19 protein-coding genes are annotated in these 22,994 nt (G+C 71.8%); 4 read left to right on the top strand and 15 right to left on the bottom strand.

Annotated features, from left to right (window positions below):
- Positions 1–11 precede the first annotated feature (11 nt).
- The 15 genes from ACIQV3_RS04235 to rsmH all read right to left on the bottom strand — a co-directional run bounded on the left by ACIQV3_RS04235 (position 12) and on the right by rsmH (position 16,837).
- Positions 12–308: a YggT family protein gene (locus ACIQV3_RS04235; RefSeq protein ID WP_112450285.1), complete on the bottom strand. Its 297-nt coding sequence runs from the start codon at positions 306–308 to the stop codon at positions 12–14.
- 60 nt (positions 309–368) lie between these two features.
- Positions 369–989 carry a cell division protein SepF gene (locus tag ACIQV3_RS04230; RefSeq protein WP_327307174.1) on the bottom strand — a complete coding sequence of 207 codons (621 nt, stop codon included), beginning with the start codon at positions 987–989 and terminating at the stop codon, positions 369–371.
- 151 nt (positions 990–1,140) lie between these two features.
- Positions 1,141–1,860, bottom strand: a complete 720-nt coding sequence (locus tag ACIQV3_RS04225; protein WP_403709579.1) for a YggS family pyridoxal phosphate-dependent enzyme — start codon at positions 1,858–1,860, stop codon at positions 1,141–1,143.
- Positions 1,861–1,863: 3 nt separating this feature from the next.
- On the bottom strand, positions 1,864–2,595 hold the full coding sequence (gene pgeF / locus ACIQV3_RS04220) for a peptidoglycan editing factor PgeF (protein ID WP_403709577.1): 732 nt from the start codon (positions 2,593–2,595) through the stop codon (positions 1,864–1,866).
- Positions 2,592–3,791 (bottom strand): cell division protein FtsZ, encoded by a 1,200-nt coding sequence (ftsZ, locus tag ACIQV3_RS04215; protein ID WP_243330151.1) that lies wholly within the window; start codon positions 3,789–3,791, stop codon positions 2,592–2,594. Before ftsZ ends, pgeF begins: the two co-directional genes overlap by 4 nt.
- A gap of 280 nt (positions 3,792–4,071) precedes the next feature.
- Entirely contained in the window at positions 4,072–4,944 is an 873-nt protein-coding gene (locus ACIQV3_RS04210; RefSeq protein ID WP_403709575.1) for a cell division protein FtsQ/DivIB, read from the bottom strand.
- A 31-nt stretch (positions 4,945–4,975) separates the two neighbouring features.
- Positions 4,976–6,070, bottom strand: a complete 1,095-nt coding sequence (gene murG / locus ACIQV3_RS04205; protein ID WP_403709573.1) for an undecaprenyldiphospho-muramoylpentapeptide beta-N-acetylglucosaminyltransferase — start codon at positions 6,068–6,070, stop codon at positions 4,976–4,978.
- Between the two features lie 6 nt (positions 6,071–6,076).
- Positions 6,077–7,510 (bottom strand): putative lipid II flippase FtsW, encoded by a 1,434-nt coding sequence (ftsW, locus tag ACIQV3_RS04200; RefSeq protein WP_403709571.1) that lies wholly within the window; start codon positions 7,508–7,510, stop codon positions 6,077–6,079.
- 77 nt (positions 7,511–7,587) lie between these two features.
- Positions 7,588–9,036, bottom strand: coding sequence for a UDP-N-acetylmuramoyl-L-alanine--D-glutamate ligase (gene murD, locus ACIQV3_RS04195; protein WP_403709569.1), 1,449 nt, complete (start codon positions 9,034–9,036; stop codon positions 7,588–7,590).
- Positions 9,018–10,088, bottom strand: coding sequence for a phospho-N-acetylmuramoyl-pentapeptide-transferase (gene mraY / locus ACIQV3_RS04190; protein ID WP_403709567.1), 1,071 nt, complete (start codon positions 10,086–10,088; stop codon positions 9,018–9,020). Before mraY ends, murD begins: the two co-directional genes overlap by 19 nt.
- Positions 10,085–11,503: a UDP-N-acetylmuramoyl-tripeptide--D-alanyl-D-alanine ligase gene (gene murF / locus ACIQV3_RS04185; protein WP_403709565.1), complete on the bottom strand. Its 1,419-nt coding sequence runs from the start codon at positions 11,501–11,503 to the stop codon at positions 10,085–10,087. The genes mraY and murF overlap by 4 nt, the downstream gene beginning before the upstream one ends.
- Positions 11,500–13,200 (bottom strand): UDP-N-acetylmuramoyl-L-alanyl-D-glutamate--2,6-diaminopimelate ligase, encoded by a 1,701-nt coding sequence (locus ACIQV3_RS04180; RefSeq protein WP_403709563.1) that lies wholly within the window; start codon positions 13,198–13,200, stop codon positions 11,500–11,502. The genes murF and ACIQV3_RS04180 overlap by 4 nt, the downstream gene beginning before the upstream one ends.
- A 47-nt stretch (positions 13,201–13,247) precedes the next feature.
- Positions 13,248–15,257, bottom strand: coding sequence for a peptidoglycan D,D-transpeptidase FtsI family protein (locus tag ACIQV3_RS04175; protein WP_403709561.1), 2,010 nt, complete (start codon positions 15,255–15,257; stop codon positions 13,248–13,250).
- Between the two features lie 105 nt (positions 15,258–15,362).
- Positions 15,363–15,911 (bottom strand): hypothetical protein, encoded by a 549-nt coding sequence (locus ACIQV3_RS04170; RefSeq protein ID WP_403709559.1) that lies wholly within the window; start codon positions 15,909–15,911, stop codon positions 15,363–15,365.
- Positions 15,908–16,837 (bottom strand): 16S rRNA (cytosine(1402)-N(4))-methyltransferase RsmH, encoded by a 930-nt coding sequence (gene rsmH, locus ACIQV3_RS04165; protein WP_403710138.1) that lies wholly within the window; start codon positions 16,835–16,837, stop codon positions 15,908–15,910. Before rsmH ends, ACIQV3_RS04170 begins: the two co-directional genes overlap by 4 nt.
- A 341-nt stretch (positions 16,838–17,178) precedes the next feature.
- Between rsmH and ACIQV3_RS04160 the strand changes: the two genes are divergently transcribed.
- The 4 genes from ACIQV3_RS04160 (at position 17,179) to ACIQV3_RS04145 (ending at position 22,763) form a co-directional block, all read left to right on the top strand.
- On the top strand, positions 17,179–17,730 hold the full coding sequence (locus ACIQV3_RS04160; protein WP_403709557.1) for a beta-class carbonic anhydrase: 552 nt from the start codon (positions 17,179–17,181) through the stop codon (positions 17,728–17,730).
- A 175-nt stretch (positions 17,731–17,905) separates the two neighbouring features.
- Positions 17,906–18,916: an AAA family ATPase gene (locus tag ACIQV3_RS04155; protein WP_403709555.1), complete on the top strand. Its 1,011-nt coding sequence runs from the start codon at positions 17,906–17,908 to the stop codon at positions 18,914–18,916.
- On the top strand, positions 18,916–20,334 hold the full coding sequence (locus tag ACIQV3_RS04150; protein ID WP_403709553.1) for a DUF58 domain-containing protein: 1,419 nt from the start codon (positions 18,916–18,918) through the stop codon (positions 20,332–20,334). The genes ACIQV3_RS04155 and ACIQV3_RS04150 overlap by 1 nt, the downstream gene beginning before the upstream one ends.
- Positions 20,331–22,763, top strand: coding sequence for a transglutaminaseTgpA domain-containing protein (locus tag ACIQV3_RS04145; RefSeq protein ID WP_403709551.1), 2,433 nt, complete (start codon positions 20,331–20,333; stop codon positions 22,761–22,763). Before ACIQV3_RS04150 ends, ACIQV3_RS04145 begins: the two co-directional genes overlap by 4 nt.
- Positions 22,764–22,994 lie beyond the last annotated feature (231 nt).

Here is a 22,994-nt window from a genome sequence, read left to right as displayed (position 1 = left end):
AAGCTCATCGTTCACACGCTTCTCGCAGCGGTGCTCACGAAACTGATGAGGATGTAAACGATGATCATCAGAACGAAGAAGGACAGGTCGAGTGCCACGCCCCCGAGACGCAACGGCGGGATGAGCCGCCGAAGAAGCTTGAGCGGTGGATCGGTGACAGTGTAGGTGGCCTCCAGAACGACCACCATCGCCTTGCCGGGTGTCCATGAACGTGCGAACTGGAACACGTAGTCCATGACCAGTCGGAAGATCAGCACGATGAGGAAGCACATCAGCGCGATGTAAACCACTTGCAGTGCTACGCCCATCCCGCGCTTCCCTCTCCCCTGCTTCCGCCCTGTACCCGGTCCCGTATCTGACGGATCGGTCTAGCTTTGGTTGAAGAACCCGCCCTCCGCGATGCGGGCCTTGTCCTCCGCCGTGACATCGACGTTAGCAGGAGACAGCAGGAACACCTTCTGTGTCACGCGTTCAATGCTGCCGTGCAGACCGAAGACAAGACCCGCGGCGAAGTCGACCAGACGCTTCGCGTCGGTGTCGTCCATCTCCGTGAGATTCATGATCACCGGAGTGCCCTCACGGAAGTGTTCCCCGATGGTACGGGCCTCGTTGTAGGTCCGGGGGTGCAGCGTCGTGATGCGGTACGGCTCCCGCTCGGAGACGACCTTGGGCATGATCACGGGGGCGTTCTTCTCCAGATTCGAGCGATCGGGTGTGATGGACGCCACGGGGGCGATTCGCGCAGGACGTCCGTTTTCAACCGGCATTGAGAGGGGTTCTCTTGGTGCCGGGGGTTGGGCAACTCGTACCGGTTCGTCCGATACGGGCGTTTGATGCGAAACGGGCTGCTGCCGACGGTCCCGCTCGCGCGGCCGCTCCGGCTCCGGCTCGGGTTCGAACTCGTCGTCGGGGTCGTACCCCGGGTTGTCGTACCGGTCGTCCTCCACGAGGCCGAGGTAGACCGCCATCTTGCGCATCGCGCCGGCCATTCTCTGAGTCCTCCGCTCTGTGGTGGATCGCCCTGTCGCAGGTGTCTCGCCGTGTCACGAATGTCACCAACTGCCCGCGATCCACGTGGCCTATCCGCTCATCAGCGGAAATGACCATATTTTCTGCTGTGGTCCGACTTTCTTCGCGACGTTACCCGAGCCGGGGTCTCGCGCCGAGTACCGCAGTGCCGACGCGTACATGTGTCGCACCGGCCGCAACGGCCTGTTCCAGGTCTGCGCTCATCCCGGCCGAAACCATCGTGGCAGCCGGATGGTCCGCGCGCAGGCGGGATGACAATTCCACCAGCCGCTCGAAGGCCGCTTGTTCGCGTCCCGCGTAGCGCCCGGCCAGCGGAGCGACCGTCATGAGGCCCTCGACGCGCAGTCCGGGGGCCGCCGCCACGAGGTCCGCCAACTCGTCGAGCTGCTCGGGCGCCGCGCCGCCGCGGGCCCCCCGTTCGCCCGACTCGGCGTCGAGGGCGATCTGTACCAGGCAGCCCAGTTCCCGTCCGGCGCCTTCCGCGGCCACCGAGAGGGCGGTGACGAGCTTGGGGCGGTCGACGGACTGCACGAGGTGCGCGTATCCCGCCACCGAACGGACTTTGTTCGTCTGCAACTGACCGACGAAGTGCCAGGTGAGGGGCAGATCCGCACAGGCCTCGGCCTTGGGGGCCGCATCCTGGTCCCGGTTTTCCGCCACGTGACGGACACCCAGGTCCGCCAGCAGTCGTACGTCGCTCGCCGGGTAGGTCTTGGTGACCACGATGAGGGTCACCTCTTCCCGCTTGCGGCCGGCGGCCGCGCAGGCGGCCCCGATCCGCTCCTCCACCCGCGCGAGGTTCTCGGCGAGCTCGGACTTACGATCCGTCATTCTTCAGTCCAACCAGACATATCCGGCAAGCCGCCCGGTCATCCGGTCGCGGCGGTACGAGAAGTGGTCCCGCGACTCCAGTGTGCAGACCGGGGAACGGCCGAGGTCGGCCACCCCCGCCTCCGCGAGCTGCGCGTGCACCCCGGCCACCACGTCGACGGCCGGTGTTCCCCAGCTCGTCTCGGCGTACGCGGCCGGCACCACCTCGGCGACCGCCTCCCGCATCTCGGCGGGAACCTCGTAACAGCGTCCGCACACCGCCGGCCCGGTCCGGGCGACCATGCGCGCGGGGTCGGCTCCGAGCGAGACCATCGCCTCGACGGCGGCGCCCACGACTCCGGCGACCAGCCCGGGCCGCCCGGCGTGGGCGGCTCCCGCGATGCCGGCGACGGGGTCGGCCAGCAGGACGGGCGTGCAGTCGGCGGTGAGGACCGCGAGGGGGAGCCCCCGGCGGGCGGTCACCACGGCGTCCGCCGCGGGGACCGGCTGGTCCGGCCCCCACGGGCCGTCGACCACCGCCACGTCCCGGCCGTGCACCTGGTTCATCCAGACCACCCGGTCCGGCGCGATGCCCAGCGCCTTCGCCGCGGCGGCCCGGTTCGCACGAACGGCGGCCGGGTCGTCTCCGACCGCGCCGCCGAGATTGAGCTCCTCGTACGGAACGGCGCTCACCCCGCCCCACCGGTCGGTGAAGGCGAAGTGGGCGCCGCTCGCGCTGTACTGCTCCAGGGTCACTTCAAGAAGTCCGGAACGTCCAGTTCCTCGGCCGGGCTGTCCTGGTACGGCCGGGCCGTCGGGACCTGCGGGGCCGGAGCCTCGGCGACCGGGACCGGCTCGCTGCGGACCGGCTCCTCGCGCGGGGTGACCGAGCCGAGTCCGCCGAAGGCCGGGCGGGCCGGCTCGGCGGCACGGACCGGAGCCGGGGCCGGCTCCTCGCGCTTGGTGGAGGCCGCGCCGATGACGTTGTCGCGGCGGGCGGGGGGCTGTCCGCCGTCGAACCCGGCCGCGATGACGGTGACCCGTACCTCGTCGCCGAGCGCGTCGTCGATGACGGCTCCGAAGATGATGTTCGCCTCGGGGTGCGCGGCCTCGCTCACCAGCTGCGCGGCCTCGTTGATCTCGAAGAGACCGAGGTCCGAGCCACCGGAGATGGAGAGCAGCACGCCGCGGGCGCCGTCGATGGACGCCTCCAGCAGCGGCGAGGAGATCGCCATCTCGGCGGCGGCCACCGCGCGGTCGTCGCCGCGGGCCGAGCCGATGCCCATCAGTGCCGAGCCGGCCTCGGACATCACGGACTTGACGTCCGCGAAGTCGAGGTTGATCAGACCCGGCGTGGTGATGAGGTCGGTGATGCCCTGGACGCCGGACAGCAGGACCTGGTCCGCCGACTTGAAGGCGTCCAGCACGCTGACCTGGCGGTCCGAGATGGACAGCAGGCGGTCGTTGGGGATGACGATGAGGGTGTCGACCTGCTCGCGGAGCTGGGCGATGCCGTCCTCGGCCTGGTTCGCGCGGCGCCGGCCCTCGAAGGTGAACGGCCGGGTGACCACACCGATCGTCAGGGCGCCCAGCGAGCGCGCGATGTTGGCGACGACGGGTGCGCCGCCCGTTCCGGTGCCGCCGCCCTCACCGGCGGTGACGAAGACCATGTCGGCCCCCTTGAGGACCTCCTCGATCTCCTCGCGGTGGTCCTCCGCGGCCTTGCGGCCGACATCGGGGTTGGCGCCTGCGCCAAGGCCCCGGGTGAGTTCGCGGCCGACGTCGAGCTTGACGTCGGCGTCGCTCATCAACAGCGCCTGGGCGTCTGTGTTGATGGCGATGAACTCGACGCCCTTGAGACCGACCTCGATCATTCGGTTGATGGCATTGACACCACCGCCGCCGACACCGATGACCTTGATGACTGCGAGGTAGTTCTGCGGTGCTGCCACGTCGAAGGCCTCTCGCCTCGAGTTACGTGTCGTTCGCCTCGCGGGCCTGCGGTGCGACGACTGATGCCGAAATTGGGACGGTCCGTACACGCCGACCCGAACCCTAACCCTGAAGTTTAGGGTTATGAGTGTGTCTGTTCCTTGGACTCTTCCGAACAGGACACTAAGTCGACAAGTAGCGCGTGTTCAACGAACACGCCGAACCTCCCGTTTTTCTTTTCACCCTATGTGATCACCCGTATCGGTGGCCAACCAGGGTGCGACGCTGTTCGACCGGACGTCAACTACCGGACACCGCCGGGGCGGTGGGGACGCTCACGTCAAATCGGTCAGCCTTGGGCGAGGCCTTCAGGAGCGCTGTCAGCGCGCGGCCCTTCGCCTCGCCCTGTTCGCCGCTCCCCCAGACCACCGACCGGCCGCCGCTCAACTCCAGCACCACCGAGTCGTAGGACCGGATCTTGACCTGCACGGTCTCCTTGCGGATGGAGTCCGGGAGGACTCCGGCGATGTGGACGGCCTCGCGCAGCAGCCGCTCCTCGTCGAATCGGCGGCCGCTCGGAGACTGCTTGGAGCTCAGTTCGAGGAGCGGAACACCCGCCGGCGCCTGTCCGACCGTGTCGAATCGCACACCGGAAGCGTCCACTTCCACGAACTGTGCGCCCTTCTTGATGAGCAGAACAGGTTTGCGTTCCGTCACCTTCACACCGATTCCGTGCGGCCAGGCCCGCACCACATCGACCGAATCGATACGGGGCAGCCGGCCGCGGAGCCGGGCTTCGATCTCGTCGGTGTCCACGGACACCAGGGGGGCGCCGACGGGGACGGCCGCCGCCGCCAGCACCTGCTCCCGGGTCAGGACCTCGGCGCCGGTGGCGGTGACCTTCTCGACCCGGAGCCAGGAGGAGCCGTAGAGCACCCAGGTGGAGCCGGCGGCCAGGAGCAGTGCGAGGAGCGCCCCGGCGACCACGAGGGGCCCCCGGCGCAGCCCTCCCGGGAGGCCGCCCGGGCGCGGCCCGCGGGGTCCCCCGGGACCGGAGCCCTTGGGCGGCTTCGGCGACTTGGGGGCCTTCGGGGTCCCCGGCCGCTTGAGGGGGCCGGAGCCCTTCCCGGCGGCTCCCGGACCGCCACGCTGCGCGGTGCTCGCTCCGGCCACTCCTGTGCCTCCTGCGTCGGTGCTTCCCGCGTCAGCGGGCTCTGTTGGCTGCGATCGCCTCGTACACCATGCCGACGAGCAGCTCGTCGGCGTCCCGCCGGCCGAACTCGGCGGCGGCGCGGGACATCTCGTACAGGCGGTGCGGGTCGGCGAGCACCGGGAGGACCTGGCTGAGCACCCACTGGGGCGTCAGTTCCGCGTCGTCCACGAGCAGGCCGCCGCCGGCCTTGACCACCGGCTGGGCGTTGAGCCGCTGTTCGCCGTTGCCGATGGGCAGCGGGACGTAGGCGGCGGGCAGCCCGACGGCGGACAGTTCGGCGACGGTCATCGCGCCCGCGCGGCAGAGCATCATGTCGGCGGCGGCGTACGCGAGATCCATCCGGTCCACGTACGGTACCGGCACATAAGGCGGCATCCCGGGCATGTTGTCGACACGCGGCAGTTCGTTCTTCGGGCCGACCGCGTGCAGGATCTGGATCCCGGAGCGCTGGAGGGTCGGCGCGACCTGCTCGATCACCTCGTTGAGGCGCCGGGCGCCCTGCGAGCCGCCGGAGACCAGCAGCGTCGGCAGGTTGGGGTCCAGGCCGAAGGCGGCGCGCGCCTCCGGGCGGACCAGCGCCCGGTCGAGGGTGGAGATCGAGCGGCGCAGCGGGATGCCCACGTAGCGGGCGCCGCGCAGCTTGCTGTCGGGGGTGGAGACCGCGACGGCGAACGCGTACCGGGAGCCGATCTTGTTGGCCAGTCCGGGCCGGGCATTGGCCTCGTGGACGATGATCGGCACCCCGAGGCGCTTGGCCGCGAGGTAGCCGGGCAGGGCCACATAGCCGCCAAAGCCGACGACGCAGTCGGCCTTGGTGCGGATGAGGATCTCCTCCGCGGCCTTGATGGTGCCGCGCAGCCGTCCTGGGACGGTGATCAGCTCGGGCGTGGGCCTACGGGGCAACGGGACGGCCGGGATGAGTCCCAGCTCGTAGCCGCGCTCGGGCACCAGGCGGGTTTCGAGTCCGCGTTCGGTGCCGAGGGCGGTGATGCCCACGGAAGGGTCCTGCCTGCGCAGGGCGTCCGCGAGGGCCAGCGCCGGCTCGATGTGGCCGGCGGTCCCCCCACCGGCGAGTACGACATGCACCGAAATTCACCGCTCTCCGGACGGACGCTTCTTGACGCGCCGTCTCATCGACTTCCATCTCTGCCCGGTCCGCGGCCGGCCGTTCTTGGGCCTCCGCATCGCGAGCGCCGCCCGTGCCGCCGGCTCCTCCCGCGCGAAGGCGATGAGCAGTCCGACCGCGAACATGGTCGGCAGCAAGGCTGACCCACCGTAGGAGAACAGCGGGAGCGGGACACCGGCGATCGGCAGCAGGCCGAGCACCGCACCGATGTTGATCACGGCTTGCGCCGTGATCCAGGTGGTCACGCCTCCCGCGGCAAACCGTACGAAGGGGTCCTCCGTGCGTCCGGCCACGCGGATACCCGCATAGCCTAGGGCCGCGAACAGGGCGAGCACCGACAGCGTCCCCGCCAGACCCAGTTCCTCGCCGGTGATGGCGAAGATGAAGTCGGTATGGGCCTCTGGCAGTTGCCCCCATTTTTCCACACTGGCACCCAGTCCGGAACCGAACCATCCGCCCGATGCGAGGGCGTAGATTCCGTGGACCGCCTGCCAGCACAGCCCGTTGTCGGGCAGCTCGGAGACTCCGATGCACTGGAGCCGGTCCATGCGGTGCGGGCTGGTCTTGATGAGCAGGGCGACGAGCACGCCCACGAAGGCCAGGACCGCCGCGAACATCCGCGTCGGGGCTCCGGCCAGCCACAACAGTCCGAACAGGATGGCTCCGAGGATCATCGCGGTGCCCATGTCCCCGCCGAGCATGATGAGCCCGAGCAGCAGGAAGGTGACCGGGACCAGCGGCACCAGCAGGTGTTTCCACTGGCTCAGCAGGTCCCTGTCGCCCTTGCGCGCCAGCAGGTCGGCGCCCCAGAGGATGAGGGCCAGTTTGCCGAACTCACTTGGCTGCAGCATGAACGGACCGCCAAGGGAGATCCAATTCTGGTTGCCGTTGATCGACACTCCTATCCCGGGGACCTGGACCAGGACCATCAGGAAGAGCGTGCCGGTGAGCACCGGATAGGACAGGGCCCGGTGGAGTTTGACGGGCATCCTGGAGGCGAGCAGCAGCAGTCCGGTGCCGATCGTGGCCGCCAGGAACTGCTTCTTGAAGAAGTACGCGTCGCCGAGCCCGAGCTGGAGCGCCTTGATCATGGAGGCCGAGTAGACCATCACCAGGCCGAGCACGGTGATGAGCAGCGCGCTGCCGAAGATCAGGTAATACGCCGTGAGGGGCCGGTCCCAGGCCCGGCGCAACTGCCGTTGCGTACGCCGCAGCCGCGTCAGCGGCCCGCCCCCGGCGGGCCTCCCGGGACGTGCCGCGGGGCGACCCCGGCCCAGCACTCCCCGGCCGGCCCCGGGCGCACCGGGTCTGGCGCCCCTGGCTTCCCTGGGGATCCGGGCAGCCCTGGCGGTCTTGTCCGCGGACGGCCGCCGCCCCGGCAGCACTTGCTTGGCCGGCATCTGTGATCTTCCCCTCCCACTCGTACGGGGCGAGCAGCCGGTCGGCCGGAGGGAACCTGCCCTGGATCGAGCCGGACCTAGGCCTGCTCGGCGGCCAGTTCGCGCACCGCGTCGGCGAACGCGTCCCCACGCTTGCTGTAGTTCGCGAACATGTCCATCGAGGCACAGGCAGGGGCCAGCAGAACCGTGTCGCCGGGTTCCGCGAGCCGGGCCGCTTCCCGGACCGCCGCGAGCATCGCCCCAGTGTCGGTCCGTGCGAGGTCCACGACCGGGACCTCCGGGGCGTGTCGCGCCAGTGCCTCGGCGATCAGGGCCCGGTCCGCGCCCATCAGGACGACGCCCCGCAGACGCTTCGCGGCCTTCTGCACGAGCTCGTCGAAGGTCGCGCCCTTGGCGAGGCCGCCGGCGATCCAGACCACCGGCTCGAAGGCCGCCAGGGAGGCTTCCGCGGCATGGGTGTTGGTGGCCTTGGAGTCGTCCACGTACGTGACCCCGGCGACCTCGTCCACGTGGCTGACCCGGTGGGCGTCCGGCCGGAAGTCGCGCAGTCCGTCGCGGACGGCGCGCGGCTCCACGCCGAAGGCGCGGGCCAGGGCGGCGGCGGCGAGGGCGTTGGCGATGTTGTGCGGGGCCGGCGGGTTGACGTCCGCGACCTCGGCGAGTTCCTGGGCGTTCTTCTGCCGGTTCTCCACGAAGGCCCGGTCGACGAGGATGCCGTCGACGACGCCGAACATGGAGGGGCCGGGGGCGCCGAGGGTGAAGCCGATGGCCCGGCAGCCCTCTTCCACGTCCGCCTCGACGACCAGGTCCTCGGTGGCCTTGTCCGCGGCGTTGTAGACGCAGGCCACCGTGTTGCCCTCGTAGATGCGGCCCTTGTCGGCGGCGTACGCCTCCATGGAGCCGTGCCAGTCGAGGTGGTCCGGGGCCAGGTTCAGGACGGCCGCGGAGTGGGGGCGCACCGAGGGCGCCCAGTGCAGTTGGTAGCTGGAGAGCTCGACGGCGAGTACGTCGTACCGCTCCTCGCCGAGCACCACGTCGATGATCGGGGTGCCGATGTTGCCGACGGCCGCGGTCCTGAGGCCGGCGGCCTTCAGGATCGAGGCGAGCATCTGGGTGGTGGTGGTCTTGCCGTTCGTTCCGGTGATCGCCAGCCAGGGAGCGGCGTCCGGGCCGCGCAGCAGCCAAGCGATCTCGACGTCGCCCACGACGTCCACGCCGATCGCGGCGGCTGCCGCGAACAGCGGGCTGTCGGGCTTCCAGCCGGGCGAGGTGACCACGAGGTCCGTGCCCTCGGGCAGGACCTCGCCCGCCCGGGCGCCGCCGTCCAGGGCGCCGAGGCGGACCTCGATGCCCAGCTCCGCGAGCTCGGCGGCCCGCGCACGCCGCGCGTCGCCGTCCCCGTTGTCGACGACGGTCACCCGCGCACCCAGCCCGGCCAGGGCCTTCGCGGCGCTGATGCCGCTCACGCCGAGGCCGGCGACGGTGATGTTCTTGCCGTGCCAGGCGGTCACTTGTCGGCTGCCCATCCCGCGTAGAAGACTCCGAGGCCCACGATCACGCACATGCCCTGGATGATCCAGAACCGGACGACGACCAGGACTTCCGACCACCCCTTGAGTTCGAAGTGGTGCTGCAGCGGTGCCATCCGGAAGACGCGCTTGCCGGTCAGCTTGAAGGAGCCGACCTGGATGACGACCGACATGGTGATCAGGACGAAGAGGCCGCCGAGGAGCGCCATCAGGAACTCGGTGCGGGAGCAGATCGCCAGGCCGGCGAGCGCGCCGCCGAGGGCCAGCGAGCCGGTGTCGCCCATGAAGATCTTGGCGGGCGAGGTGTTCCACCACAGGAAGCCGAAGCAGGCGCCCATCAGGGCGGCGGCGACGACGGCGAGGTCCAGTGGGTCGCGCACTTCGAAGCAGGCGTTCGGGTTGGTCAGGGTCTGCGCGTTGGCGCAGGACTCCTGGTACTGCCAGACGCCGATGAAGGTGTAGGCACCGAAGACCATCACGGCGGCGCCGGTGGCCAGACCGTCGAGACCGTCGGTCAGGTTCACGCCGTTGGACATCGCAAGGATCATGAACAGCGCCCAGACCACGAAGAGCACCGGGCCGATCGACCAGCCGAAGTCCGTGACGAACGACAGCTTGGTGGAGGCCGGAGCGAGTCCGCGCGCGTCCTTGAACTGCAGCGCGAGCACCGCGAAGGCGATGCCGACGATCAGCTGGCCGGCCATCTTGGCCTTGGCCCGCAGACCGAGCGAACGCTGCTTGACGATCTTGATGTAGTCGTCGAGGAAGCCGACCACGCCCATGCCCGCCATCAGCATGAGGACGAGGAGGCCCGAGAAGGTCGGCTGGCTTCCGGTGATCACCTTGGTGAGGGCGTACGCGATCAGCGTGGCCAGGATGAAGGAGATGCCGCCCATGGTGGGCGTGCCCTTCTTCCCGGCGTGACCGCGCGGCCCGTCGTCCCGGATGAACTGGCCGTAGCCCTTGCGGGCCAGACCCTTGATCAGCAGCGGGGTGCCGACGAGCGTGAGGAAGAGTCCGATGACTCCGGAGAACAGGATCTGCCTCATCGGCCGGCGACCTCGCCGTCGAGCAGGGCCTGGGCCACCCGCTCCAGGCCGGCTGACCTGGAAGCCTTCACCAGCACGACGTCCCCCGGGCGCAGTTCACTGCGCAACAGGTCGACCGCCGCCTGTGCGTCGGACACGAGCACCGACTCCTCACCCCACGAACCCTCGTTATATGCGCCCAGTTGCAGCCAGGAGGCTTCCCTGCCCCCGACCGCGACCAGCTTGCTCACGTTGAGCCGGACGACAAGCCGTCCGACCGCGTCGTGCTCGGCGAGCGCGTCGTCTCCGAGCTCGGCCATCGGGCCGAGCACCGCCCACGTGCGGCCCCCGTTCGCCTTGCCGGCACCGCCCATCGCGGCAAGTGCGCGCAGTGCGGCCCGCATGGACTCGGGGTTTGCGTTGTAGGCGTCGTTGACGATCGTCACGCCGTCCGCCCGCTCGGTGACCTCCATCCGCCACCGGGACAGGCTGCCCGCCCCGGAGAGCGCGATGGCGATCTCCTCGGCGGACATGCCCAGTACGTGGGCGACGGCGGCCGCGGCGAGCGCGTTCGACACGTGGTGCTCACCGTACAGCCGCAAGGTCACGTCGCTGCACCCGGCCGGTGTTCGCAATGTGAAGGAAGCCTGTCCCCTGTCCGTCATCCGGACCGCGGTGGCCCTGATGTCGGCGTCCTCGGCCTCGCCGAACAGCACCGTACGGGCCTTCGTACGCCCGGTCATGGCACGTACCAGCAGGTCATCGGCGTTGAGGACGGCGATGCCGCCCTCCGCCTCGGACGGCAGGGACTCGACGAGTTCGCCCTTGGCCTGCGCGATCTGCTCCCGGCCGCCGAACTCCCCGATGTGCGCGGTGCCGACATTGAGGACCACGCCGATCCGCGGGGGCGTCAGTCCGGTGAGGTAGGCGATGTGGCCGATGCCGCGGGCACCCATCTCCAGGACCAGGTGCTTCGTGTCCTCGGTGACCCGCAGCGTCGTGATCGGCAGGCCGATCTCGTTGTTGAGGTTCCCGGGGGTCCACACGGTCGGCGCGTGGTGCTGGAGGACCTGGGCGATCAGGTCCTTGGTGGAGGTCTTCCCGGCGGAGCCGGTGAGGGCCACGACGTCGGTGCCGAGGCGTTCGACGACGGACCGGGCGAGCGCGCCGAGCCCGGCCACCACGTCGGGGACGACGATGGCCGGGACGCCGACGGGCCGGGTCGCGAGGACGGCCACGGCCCCGGCGGCCAGGGCGCCTTCGGCGTAGTCGTGGCCGTCCACCCGCTCCCCGACGAAGGCGGCGAACAGGCTGCCGGCCTGGACCTCGCGGGAGTCGTAGACGACGGGACCGGTGACCATGACGGACGGATCCGGTATGTCGTGGGGCTGCCCACCGGTGATCTCGGCGATCTCGGCGAGGGAAAGGGCGATCACTGGTTCACCTCGGCCTGTCGGGGACGCTGGCGTGCTTGGGTCTCGATGGCCGCGCGCAGGACCGCCCGGTCGTCGAAGGGGCGTACGACGCCCGCGGTGTCCTGGCCCTGCTCGTGGCCCTTGCCGGCCACCAGCACGGTGTCGCCGGCCTCGGCGCGCGCGACGGCGGCGGCGATGGCCGCCGCCCGGTCGGCGTCGACGAGGACGGTGCCCCGCTCGGCGGGCGGTACGGACACGGCGCCGCGGAACATCGCGGCGAGGATCGCGAGGGGGTCCTCCGAGCGGGGGTTGTCGGCGGTCAGTACGGCGGTGTCGGCGAACCGGGCGGCCGCCGCGCCCATCGGGGCCCGCTTCGTGGTGTCGCGGTCGCCGCCGCAGCCCAGTACGACGTGCAGCTTGCCGGTGGTGACCTCGCGCAGGGCCCGCAGGACCGATTCGACGGCGTCCGTCTTGTGCGCGTAGTCCACGACGGCCAGGTACGGCTGTCCCGCGTCGACCCGCTCCAGCCGGCCGGGCACCCCGGGGACCGCGGCGACGCCGTCGGCGGCGGTCTGCGGGTCGAGGCCGGCGGCGGCGAGCGTGACCACGGCGGCCACGGTGTTGGCCACGTTGAACGGGCCGGGCAGCGGGGCGGTGGCCCGGACCCGCTCGCCCGCGGGACCCACCAGGGTCAGGGTCGAGTCCATGTGGCGCGAGACCACGTCCTCGGCCCGCCAGTCGGCGGCCGGGTCGCCCGTGGCGGAGAAGGTGACGACCGGGATCGGCGACTCCTTGGCGAGGCGGCGGCCATACTCGTCGTCGATGTTGACCACGCCGAGGCGGGCGCGGCGCTCGGTGAAGAGCTGCGCCTTGGCCTGGAAGTAGTCCTCCATGTCGGAGTGGAACTCCATGTGCTCCGGGCTCAGGTTGTTGAAGACGGCCACGTCGAAGACGCAGCCGTCGACCCGGCCGAGCACCAGGGCGTGGCTGGAGACCTCCATGGCGACGGCCTCGACGCCGCGTTCGCGCATGACCGCGAAGAGCGCCTGCAGGTCGGTGGCCTCGGGGGTGGTGCGCTCGGACTTGATGCGCTCGTCACCGACGCGCATCTCGACGGTGCCGATGAGCCCCGTCCGGCGTCCGCCGCCGCGCAGGCCGCCCTCGACGAGGTACGCCGTGGTGGTCTTGCCGGAGGTACCGGTGATGCCGATCTGGAGCAGGTCCTCGCCCGGCCGTCCGTAGACCGCGGCGGCCAGGGCGCCCATCCGGCCGCGCGGGTCGGCGACGGCGAGGACCGGGAGTCCGGTGGCCGCGGCGCGCTCGGCGCCGGCCGGATCGGTCAGCACCGCGGCGGCGCCGAGGGCGGCCGCCTGCGCGGCGAAGTCCGCGCCGTGCAGCTTGGCTCCCGGCAGGGCCGCGTACAGGTCTCCGGGGCGCACGGCACGGGAATCGTGCGTGATGCCGGTGATCCGCGTCTGCGCGGCGGGGACTTCCACTCCCAGCAGTTCCGCCAGCTCGCCCAGGGGGGTCGGGCGGACGGACAGGGGACGTGGCGCTCCCGGCGGCGCTGCCGGTGCGTCGTTCTGGGTGGTTCTGGGCTGATCAGCGTGGGGCACGGCGGTGAGCGTACCGGGCGCGGCGGGCCGCTCGCGAAGCGAGGGCCCGGCCTGGGGGGCGGCGGACGCGTGGTTCCCGGATTCGGGGGTGATCGTTGTCACTTATGGTGCCTCACGCTTTTCTGGGGCGGGCCGGCCGGGGGCGCCGGTCACTGACCGGGCTGCGGGCTCGGCTGAAGGCCGGGCCGCACGCCGGGTTCGTAGGTGACCGGGAGTCCGGCGGGAGCGGTTCCGGTGGGAGCGATCTGGAGGGTTTTGAGGGCGAACTCCATGACCTTCTTGTAGATGGGCCCGCAGATCTGGCCACCGAAGTAACTGCCCTTGGTGGGATTCTGGATGGCGCAGTAGACGGTGATGCGCGGGTTGTCCGCAGGTGCGAATCCCGCGAACGAGGCGGTGTAGCCCTTGTAGCGGCCGGTGGCCGGATCCACCCGGTTGGAGGTGCCGGTCTTGCCGCCGACCCGGTAGCCGGGGATGCGGGCCTTGGTACCGGTGCCCTCCTGGTCGTCGACCACCGACTCCAGCATTTCCGCGAGGGTCTTGGCGGTCTCCTTGCTGACCACCCGGTTCTTCGCGGGTGCGGGCGCCGGGGTGAAGCGGCCGTCGGGGCCCTTGGTGCCGCGGACCAGGGTCGGGGCGATGCGCACCCCGCCGTTGGCGATGGTCGAGTACACGGAGGCCGCCTGCATGGCGTTGAGGGACAGGCCCTGGCCGAAGGGGATCGTGTACTGCTGGGAAGTGGACCACTTCTCCGGCGGGGCCAGGATGCCGCGGGACTCGCCCGGGTAGTTCAGGCCGGTGGACCGGCCGATGCCGAACTTGTCCAGGTACGAGAACAGGACCTTGTTGGACTCCGGCTGCGTCGGGCCGAGCTGGCCGGTGGCCAGGATGGTGCCGATGTTGGAGGACTTGGCCAGGACCCCGTTGAGGGTCAGGTACCAGGTCGGGTGGTCGATGTCGTCCTTGAAGAGCCGGTCGCCGCGGTGCAGCCGGTTGGGGACCTCGACGTGGGTGTCGGGCTTGGCCTTCTTCTCCTCCAGGACGGCCGCCATCGACATCACCTTCGCGGTGGAGCCGGGCTCGTACACGTCCTGGAGCGCGGCGTTGCCCATGGCGGCGGAGCTGGCCTTGGAGAGGTCGTTGGGGTCGAAGCCGGGGGCGTTGGCCATGGCGAGGACCTCGCCGGTGGCGGTGTCCTGGACGATGACGTACCCGCGGTCGGCCTCCGACTTGGCGACCTGCTCGGTGATGGCGCTCTGCGCGGCCCACTGGATGTCGCGGTCGATGGTCAGCTCGATGTCCTCGCCGGGCACGGCGGGCTTCTCGCTGGACCCGGCGGTCGGCACGCGGCGGCCGCCCGACTGGGCGTACGTGAGCTCGCCGTCCTTGCCGGACAGCTTCTTGTCGAGGGAGGACTCCAGGCCGCCGCCGCCCTTGCCCTCGGCGTTGACGTAACCCAGTATCCCGGCGGCGAGGTCGCCGTTCGGGTACACGCGCTTGCTGCTGTTCTCGTTGAACACGCCGGCCAGCACGTTGGCGCCGGGGCCGTTGTTCTTCTTGTCGGCGGTCGCCTTCTCGGCGAAGACCTTCTTGAGGCCCTTGATCTGGTTCCAGACCTGGGGGGTCTGGCGGCGGGCGAGGACCACGTAACGGGTGTTCTTCGTCTTCAGGCGCGCGGCGATCTCCTTGGCGTCCTTGCCGAGGATCGGCGCGAGGAGGGCCGCCGCCTGCTCGGGGGCGTCGGGAGCCTTGCTCTCCTGCACGGTGAACATGTGCGGGTCCGCGGTGATGTCGTACGCGTCCACGCTGGTGGCGAGCGCCACGCCCTTGCGGTCGGTGATCTCCCCGCGCTCGGCGGCCAGGGTGTAGCTGGCGAAGCGGTTCTCGGAGGCCTTGGCGGAGTACGCGGACGCGTCGACGGCCTGCACCTGGAGCAGCCGTACGACGAACACCAGCATCACCATCGTCAGGCCCACGCCGACCAGCCGCAGCCGGGGCTTGGGGGCGCCGAGCCGGATCGTGTGCGGTTTCCTCGCGGGGGCGGGCCTGCGGGTGGCGGGCCTTGCCGCGGGCCGTGCCGCGCCCCGGGCCCGTTCCGCCCCGGTCCGGGCCCGCCCGGGCCCGGGCACCCGCCGCCGCGGCGGCTCCTGGGGGCTCACGCGGCAGCTCCCCGGGAGCCTGCGGAACCCGGCTGCGCCGGAGCCTCTGGGGAACGGTGGAAGGGCGGGTAGGGGACCAGCCCCGCAGGGGTACGCGTCACTACGTCACCGTCCAGGGGTCTGGGAGGGCTGGGGGGCGCCGCCCGACGGAGCGGCGGCGGGAGCCGGAGCGGCTGCGCCCGAGGCGGCCGGGGGCGGGGAGCCCGCCGGGGCCGGGGAGCCCGCCGGGCTCGGCACGGCCCCGCCCGGGGTGGGCGAGACCGGCGGGGCGGACACCGGGGGCGCGGGCGGCGCGGGCGGCGACGGGGGCGGCGGCTCGGCGGCCGGCGAAGCGGTCCCGGCGACCTTGCCGTCGGGACCGATGAAGACCGGGCTGCCACCGGGCACCAGGCCCAGCTCGTGCGCCCGCCGCTGCAGCGCGTCGGGCGCCGAGTAGCCGTCCACGTCCCGCTGCAGCGCCTGTTCCTCGTCCGTGAGCGCGGTCGTCTCCCGCTTCAGCTTGCTCAGCTGGAAGGAGCCCTGGTTCAGCGCCGAGTTCAGCAGCAGCAGGCTGATCAGCCCGCCGCCGAGCAGCGCCACGACCAGCAGGACGAACGGGGTCCGCGCCGCCTGTCCGGCGACCGGGCCCCCCAGCACCCGCCCCAGGCGTTTCACAGCCGCGCCTCCCGGATGCGCTCCACCCCGCGGCAGCGGGCCGGCGCCGCACGCCGGTTCTCCGCGATCTCCTCCTCCGTCGGCAGCTCGGCGCCGCGCGTCAGGAGCTTCAGCTTCGGCTGGTACTTCTCCGGTACGACCGGCAGCCCGGGCGGGGCCGTGGAGGTCGCGCCGGCGGCGAAGGCCTGCTTGACGAGGCGGTCCTCCAGCGACTGGTACGAGAGCACCACGATCCGGCCGCCGACCGCGATCCGGTCCACGGCGGCGGGGATGGCCCGCTCCAGTCCGGACAGTTCGCCGTTGACCTCGATGCGCAAGGCCTGGAAGGTGCGCTTGGCCGGGTTGCCGCCGGTCCGCTTGGCCGCCTGCGGCAGGGAGTCGCGGATCAGTTCGACGAGGCGGGCGCTGTTGGTGAAGGGGTCCTTGTCCCGCTCGCGCACCACCGCGGACACGATCCGCTTGGCCTGCTTCTCCTCGCCGTACTGGCGCAGGATGCGGACCAGCTCGCCGGGCGCGTAGGTGTTGAGGACCTCGGCCGCGCTGATGCCCGTCGTCTGGTCCATCCGCATGTCGAGCGGGGCGTCCTGCGCGTAGGCGAAGCCGCGGTCGGCCTCGTCCAGCTGCATGGAGGAGACGCCCAGGTCGAAGAGGATGCCCTGCACGGTGGGGATGCGCAGGCCGTCCAGCACCTCGGCCAGGTCGGCATAGATGGCGTGGACGAGGGTGACCCGGTCCCCGAAGGGCGCGAGGCGCTCCCCGGAGAGGCGCAGGGCTTCCTTGTCGCGGTCCAGGCCGATCAGGTGGGCCTCGGGGAACCGGGTGAGCAGGGCCTCGCTGTGGCCGCCGAGGCCGAGGGTGCAGTCGACGACGACGGCCCCGGGCCTCTCCAGTGCCGGGGCCAACAGGTCCAGGCACCGCTGGAGCATCACCGGGACGTGTCGGGACTCGCTAGTCAAAGCGCCCTCTCAGATAACGGCGCGGCAGGCATACGCCGCGCCGCGCACGCGGAGTCTTACCAAAGGGCCGGGCGGCCGGTCAGGGCCGGGCTCCGGCCGGTTCGCGTCACTTTAGTGCAACGGTCGCCGCGGTCAACGAACCGCCCCGCGCGCCGTGCGCCCCGGTGCGACCGAAGCCGCGAAAGCCGCGAATCACCCGGACGGCCCCGTGCGCCTCACCTCTGTGGGTTAGCTCACAACAGGATCAGGTGACCTTCTTTGTCCACCCTCACTCCATGCTCATACGCCCTGTGACCACTAACGTCGTACCCATGACGACTTCCGTACCCCTGTCCGCCGCCTCCGCGTCCAAGGCCGCCGAGGAGCTCTCCGTCACCGACCGCCTGGTCGACTCGAACCGCGCCTACGCCGCCAAGTTCACCGACCCCGGCATGGACGCCCGCCCGGTCCTCCAGGTGGCCGTCGTGGCCTGTATGGACGCCCGCCTCGACCTGCACGCCGCCCTCGGCCTGGAGCTGGGCGACTGTCACACGATCCGCAACGCCGGCGGGGTGGTCACCGACGACACCATCCGCTCCCTCACCATCAGCCAGCGGGCCCTCGGCACCCGCACGGTGATCCTCATCCACCACACCGGATGCGGTCTCGAAAGCCTGACCGAGGACTTCCGGCACGAGCTGGAGGACGAGGTCGGCCAGCGTCCCGCCTGGGCCGTCGAAGCCTTCCGTGACGTGGACCAGGACGTCCGCCAGTCCATGCAGCGGGTCCGTACGAACCCCTTCCTGCCCCACAAGGACGATGTGCGAGGCTTCGTCTTCGACGTGCACACCGGGCTCCTGCGGGAGATCGATCCCACCTCTTGAGTGACACCAGGGCCAAGGGCCGTCAAGAATGCGGGGAGACGTCACCCGGAAGAAGCTTCCGGGCCGGTGATCGCGTTTCGACGTTCTTGATTGCTCGCGGTTTCTGAGGTGTTTCGGGGTGGGCCGGTCATGCGCGATGGTGCGCCGGCCCTGGGAAAGGGTCGAGGAGAACCAGGTGACCACGTATGACGACCGAGCGAGCCTCGCGGATCTGACCAGCACGGCGCAGCAGGTGCGGGAATCGATCGAGAGCGTGATCGAGGGCAAGCCCGAGGTGGTCCGCCTCGCGCTGACCGTCCTGCTCGCCGAGGGCCACCTGCTGATCGAGGACGTGCCCGGCGTCGGCAAGACGATGCTGGCCAAGGCGCTCGCCAAGTCCATCGACTGTTCGGTGCAGCGGATCCAGTTCACCCCGGATCTGCTGCCCTCGGACATCACCGGCGTGAGCATCTACGACCAGCAGCGCCGGGAGTTCGAGTTCAAGCCGGGCGCGATCTTCGCTCAGATCGTCATCGGCGACGAGATCAACCGCGCCTCCCCCAAGACCCAGTCCGCGCTGCTGGAATCGATGGAGGAGCGCCAGGTCACCATCGACGGCACCACCTACACGCTGCCGAGCCCCTTCATGGTCGTCGCCACCCAGAACCCGGTGGAGATGGAGGGCACCTATCCGCTCCCCGAGGCCCAGCGCGACCGCTTCATGGCCCGGGTCTCGGTGGGCTACCCCAGCCCCGAGGCCGAACTGCGGATGCTCGATGTGCACGGCGGGCTCTCCCCGCTCGACGACCTGACGGCCGTCGCGCACGCCCACGACATCGGCAAGCTCATCGAAGCCGTCCGCGAGGTGTACGTGGCCGCGCCCGTCCGGCGCTACGTCGTCGACCTGGTCGCCGCCACCCGCAGCCACCCGGACCTGCGCCTGGGCGCCTCGCCCCGCGCCACCCTGCACCTGCTGCGCGCCGTCAAGGCCTCCGCCGCCCTGGCCGGGCGGGACTACGTCCTGCCCGACGACGTCCAGGCCCTGGCCGGACCGGTGCTCGCGCACCGGCTGCTGCCCACCGCGCAGGCCCAGCTGAGCCGGCGCACCGCCGAGCAGGTCGTCGCCGACATCCTCCAGCGCACGCCCGTACCGGCCGCGCCCTCGCGCGGCGAGATCCCGCCCGGCGCGGGCATCCGGGGCTTCTGATGAGCGCCGGCGCCCCGCACGGCGCGGGCGACCGGAGTCCGCAGTCCGCCGGGAGCCCGGCCGGGCTGCGCGCCTCGCTGGCCGGGCTCACCACCCGCGGCCGCTCCTTCCTGGCCGCCGGGATCGCCGCCGGGCTGTGCGCCTACGTACTGGGCCAGTCCGAGCTGCTCCGGGTCGGACTGCTGCTCGCCCTGCTGCCGCTGCTCTGCGTCCTGGCCCTGCACCGCACCCGCCACCGGGTCTCCGGCAATCGCCGGCTGACCCCGGTGCGGGTGCCGGCCGGCTCCGAGGCCCGGGTGCAGCTGCGGCTCGACAACACCTCCCGGATGCCGACCGGGCTGCTGATGCTCCAGGACCGGGTGCCGTACGTGCTGGGGCCCCGGCCGCGCTTCGTCCTGGACCGGGTGGAGCCGGGCGGCCGCCGCGAGGTCTCGTACCGGGTCCGGTCCGATCTGCGCGGCCGCTACCCGCTGGGCCCGCTCCAGCTGCGGCTCACCGACCCCTTCGGGCTGGTCGAGCTGACCCGCTCCTTCTCCGCCTACGACACCCTGACCGTCATCCCGCGCACCGAGGCGCTGCCGCTGGTGCGCTTCACCGGCGAGTCCTCCGGCTACGGCGACGGCAGCCGCCGCTCGCTGGCCCTGGCGGGCGAGGACGACGTGATCCCGCGCGGCTACCGGCGCGGCGACGACCTGCGCCGCGTGCACTGGCGCTCCACCGCCCGCTACGGCGAGCTGATGGTGCGCCGCGAGGAGCAGCCGCAGCGCAGCCGGGCCACCGTGCTGCTGGACACCCGGCGGCTCGCCTACGAGGGCGCCGGCCCCGACTCGGCCTTCGAGTGGGCCGTCTCCGCCGCCGCGTCGACCCTGGTGCACCTGCTGGAGCAGGGTTTCTCGGTGCGGCTGCTGACGGACACCGGGGACTGCGTGCCCCGCGAGGGCGGCGGCTTCACCTCCGGCGGACAGGAGTCCGCGGAGGCGGCGGGGCTGCTGATGGACACCCTCGCGGTGATCGGCCACTCCGACGGCGCGGGCCTTTCGCGGGCCTGCGACGCGGTACGGAGCAACGGCGCCGGCAGCGGCTTCGGCGGAGCGGGCGGTGACGGGCTCCTCATCGCCTTCTTCGGAGACCTGGACGACGTACAGACGGGTCTGGCGGCCAAGATGTGCCGGCGCGGCGGAGGCGCCGTGGCGTTCGTACTGGACTCCGCGGACTGGTCCGGGCGGCCCCAGGGCCTGGCTTCGGTGATGGCGCAGGGGCTGCCCCCGCTGGACGAGCGCCTGGCCGGGCTGCGCGACGCGGGCTGGACTGCGCTGGCCGCCCCGCCCGGGGTGGCCTTCGGGGAACTGTGGCGGCAGGCGGGCAACGCGCCGATCGGCGCGGCGGGCGGTTCGGGTCCGGCGGGGGGCTGGGGATGAGCGGACGGGCGAGACTGACGGTCTTCGCGGCCCTGGCGACCCTGTTCACCGCCTGGTCGCTGAACCCGCTGGTGGAATCGGGCGGCTGGCTGCCGCAGGCGGCGCTGCTGCTGGCGCTGCAGAGCGCGGTGGGCGCGGGCGCGCGGCGGGTGCCGCTGGCCCGGACGCTGACCGTGGCCTCGCAGGTCCTCGTATCGCTGCTGGCCCTGATGCTGGTGTTCGGCGGGAAGATGCCGTCCGCCGCCGGCGAGGGGCTGCTGGACTACCTCGTCACGGACTTCGGCGCGCTGTTCCGCCAGGGCGTGCAGGACGTGAACGAGTTCTCGATGCCGGCCCCGCTGACGGACGGGATCCGGCTGCTGCTGGTGTCCGGGGTGCTGCTGATCGGGCTGCTGGTCGACCTGCTGGCGGTGACCGTACGGACGGCCGCCGCGGCCGGGCTCCCGCTGCTCGCGCTGTACTCGGTGGCGGCGGGCCTGTCGGGCGCGGCCACCGGCTCGGGCGGCGCCTCCTGGACCGCCTTCCTGCTGGCCGGCTGCGGCTACCTGCTGCTCCTGCTCGCGGAGGGACGCGACCGGCTGGCGCAGTGGGGGCGGGTCTTCGGGGCCGCCCCTCCCGGAAGGGTGGCCGCCGGGTACGCGGGCGGCGGCCAGGCCCTCGCCCCGGTGCGCACCGGGCGGCGGCTCGGCGCGGTCGCGCTGGGTCTGGCGCTGGCGGTGCCCGCGGTGCTGCCCTCCATGGGCAGCGGCCTCCTGGGCACGGGCGGCGGCGCGGGCGAGGGCGAGGGCAACGGCCTCGGCCCGTCGATCCAGGCGGTCAACCCGCTGGTCTCCCTGCAGAGCAGTCTGAACACCCAGGACAACCGGGTGGTGCTGCGCTACCGCACGGACAGCCCGCAGCTCGGCGAGCAGTACCTGCGGATCCTGGCGCTGGACGAGTTCAACGGCATCAAGTGGGAGGCTTCGGGGCGGGCCCTGACGGACGTCCCGAAGCGGATGCCGAACCCGCCGGGGGTGAGCGAGAGCGTGCTGAACGGCGCGACCGAGGTGCAGACCTTCATCTCCTCGGCGCAGACGTACGCGCAGCGCTACCTGCCGATGCCCTATCCGGCGACGGGCGTGGACATCGCCGGGAAGTGGCGGTTCGAACCGGCCGGGCGCACGCTCGTCGGGGACCAGCTGGGCAAGGAAAAGTTCCAGAACGCCCAAGGCGTGCAGTACTCGGTGCGCAGCCTGCTGCTGAACCCGACGGCGGAGCAGTTGCGCCGCGCTCCGGCGGCCGATCCGGAGATCGCGGCCGAGTACACGAAGGTGCCGGACAACCTGCCGGCGGTCGTCGTCCAGACGGCCCGCGAGGTCACGCGCGGCACCAAGGACGACTACTCGGCGGCGGTCAAGCTCCAGGACTACTTCGCGGTGAGCGGCGGGTTCCGCTACGACACGAAGGTGTCCTCGGGCACGGGTTCGCAGGCCATCGCCAAGTTCCTCGCCGACAAGGAGGGCTTCTGCGTCCACTTCGCCTTCTCGATGGCCTCGATGGCGCGCACCCTCGGGATCCCGGCGCGGGTCGCGGTCGGGTTCACGCCCGGGGTGAAGCAGGCCGATGGCGTCGTCAACGTCTCGATGCGGGACGCGCACGCCTGGCCGGAGCTGTACTTCGAGGGCGTGGGCTGGACCCGCTTCGAGCCGACGCCCCGGTCGGGCATCACCGTGCCGGACTACAGCCGGCCCAGCACCCCGCAGACCCAGCCGAGCGTGCCGACGGCGGCCCCGTCCGCGAGCGCGGCGCAGCCGTCCGCCGGGCCCTCGACGGCGGACGACTGCCCGCCGGACCAGAGGAGGCTGGGCGAGTGCGGTCCGGCCGCGGGCCAGCGGAGCACGGGCGCGGGGGGCGACGGCCCGTCCGCGGCCACGGTCCTGGCCTGGACGGCCGGGGGCGTCCTGCTCCTGGCCCTGCCGCTGCTGCCGTTCCTGTGGCGCGGGCGGTCGCGGGCGCGGCGGCTCGGCTCGGGCGGGGTCCTGGCCGCCTGGCGGGAGCTGGGTGACGCGGCGTGGGACGTGGGGATCCTCCCGGACGAGGCGCTGTCCCCGCGGGGGGCGGCGGACCGGGTGGTGTCCCTGGGCCGGCTGGACGCGGAGGCGGCCGGTGCCGTACGCCGGGTCGCGGGCGCGGTGGAGCGGGAACTGTACGCACCGCCGGGCGCGGAGCCCCCTTACGGGGAGCTGGCTGCGGACGTTCTGCTGGCCCGCGCGGGGCTCCTCGCCGGGGTGTCCCGCCGGTCCCGGCTGCGCGCGCGGTTCCTCCCCCGCTCGGCGGCCCGCGTCCGCTGGGCCGCCTCGGCCCGCTGGTCGGAGCTGACCGGCCGCTTCGCCGACGCGACCTCCCGGGTCCGGGCCCGGGCCCGCATCCCGCTGCGCGGCCGCGGCTGACGCCGGGTCGGGGACACGGCTGAGGCCGGGGCTCGATCCCCCCGAGCCCCGGCCTCAGCCTTGTTCCCACCCCGTCGGCCAGAGAGACCCGGTCCGCACCTGCCGCCCCGTGTCGGCGGTGCGCGCCGGGTCCCTGTCCGTGGCCCCCAGTCTGGCGCGGCGACGCCCCGCACCCCATCCGCGCAGATACTCATTTCCGCGTCTAGGTACGGATACTCACCCGCCCCACCA

Origin of the sequence: Streptomyces sp. NPDC099050 (assembly GCF_044759865.1) — a bacterium.
GTDB lineage: Bacteria > Actinomycetota > Actinomycetes > Streptomycetales > Streptomycetaceae > Streptomyces.
Note: the sequence above shows the minus strand (reverse complement) of the source record. Positions and strands in the feature narration are given on the sequence as shown.

What these genes read in the sequence shown, in the direction of transcription:
- ACIQV3_RS04230 (WP_327307174.1), bottom strand. Translation starts at nt 989, where the DNA reads ATGGCCGGCGCGATGCGCAAGATGGCGGTCTACCTCGGCCTCGTGGAG.
- ACIQV3_RS04225 (WP_403709579.1), bottom strand. Translation starts at nt 1,860, where the DNA reads ATGACGGATCGTAAGTCCGAGCTCGCCGAGAACCTCGCGCGGGTGGAG.
- ftsW (WP_403709571.1), bottom strand. Translation starts at nt 7,510, where the DNA reads ATGCCGGCCAAGCAAGTGCTGCCGGGGCGGCGGCCGTCCGCGGACAAG.
- ACIQV3_RS04235 (WP_112450285.1), bottom strand. Translation starts at nt 308, where the DNA reads ATGGGCGTAGCACTGCAAGTGGTTTACATCGCGCTGATGTGCTTCCTC.
- rsmH (WP_403710138.1), bottom strand. Translation starts at nt 16,837, where the DNA reads ATGCTCCAGCGGTGCCTGGACCTGTTGGCCCCGGCACTGGAGAGGCCC.
- ACIQV3_RS04145 (WP_403709551.1), top strand. Translation starts at nt 20,331, where the DNA reads ATGAGCGGACGGGCGAGACTGACGGTCTTCGCGGCCCTGGCGACCCTG.
- mraY (WP_403709567.1), bottom strand. Translation starts at nt 10,088, where the DNA reads ATGAGGCAGATCCTGTTCTCCGGAGTCATCGGACTCTTCCTCACGCTC.
- ACIQV3_RS04150 (WP_403709553.1), top strand. Translation starts at nt 18,916, where the DNA reads ATGAGCGCCGGCGCCCCGCACGGCGCGGGCGACCGGAGTCCGCAGTCC.
- murD (WP_403709569.1), bottom strand. Translation starts at nt 9,036, where the DNA reads ATGGGCAGCCGACAAGTGACCGCCTGGCACGGCAAGAACATCACCGTC.
- ACIQV3_RS04160 (WP_403709557.1), top strand. Translation starts at nt 17,179, where the DNA reads ATGACGACTTCCGTACCCCTGTCCGCCGCCTCCGCGTCCAAGGCCGCC.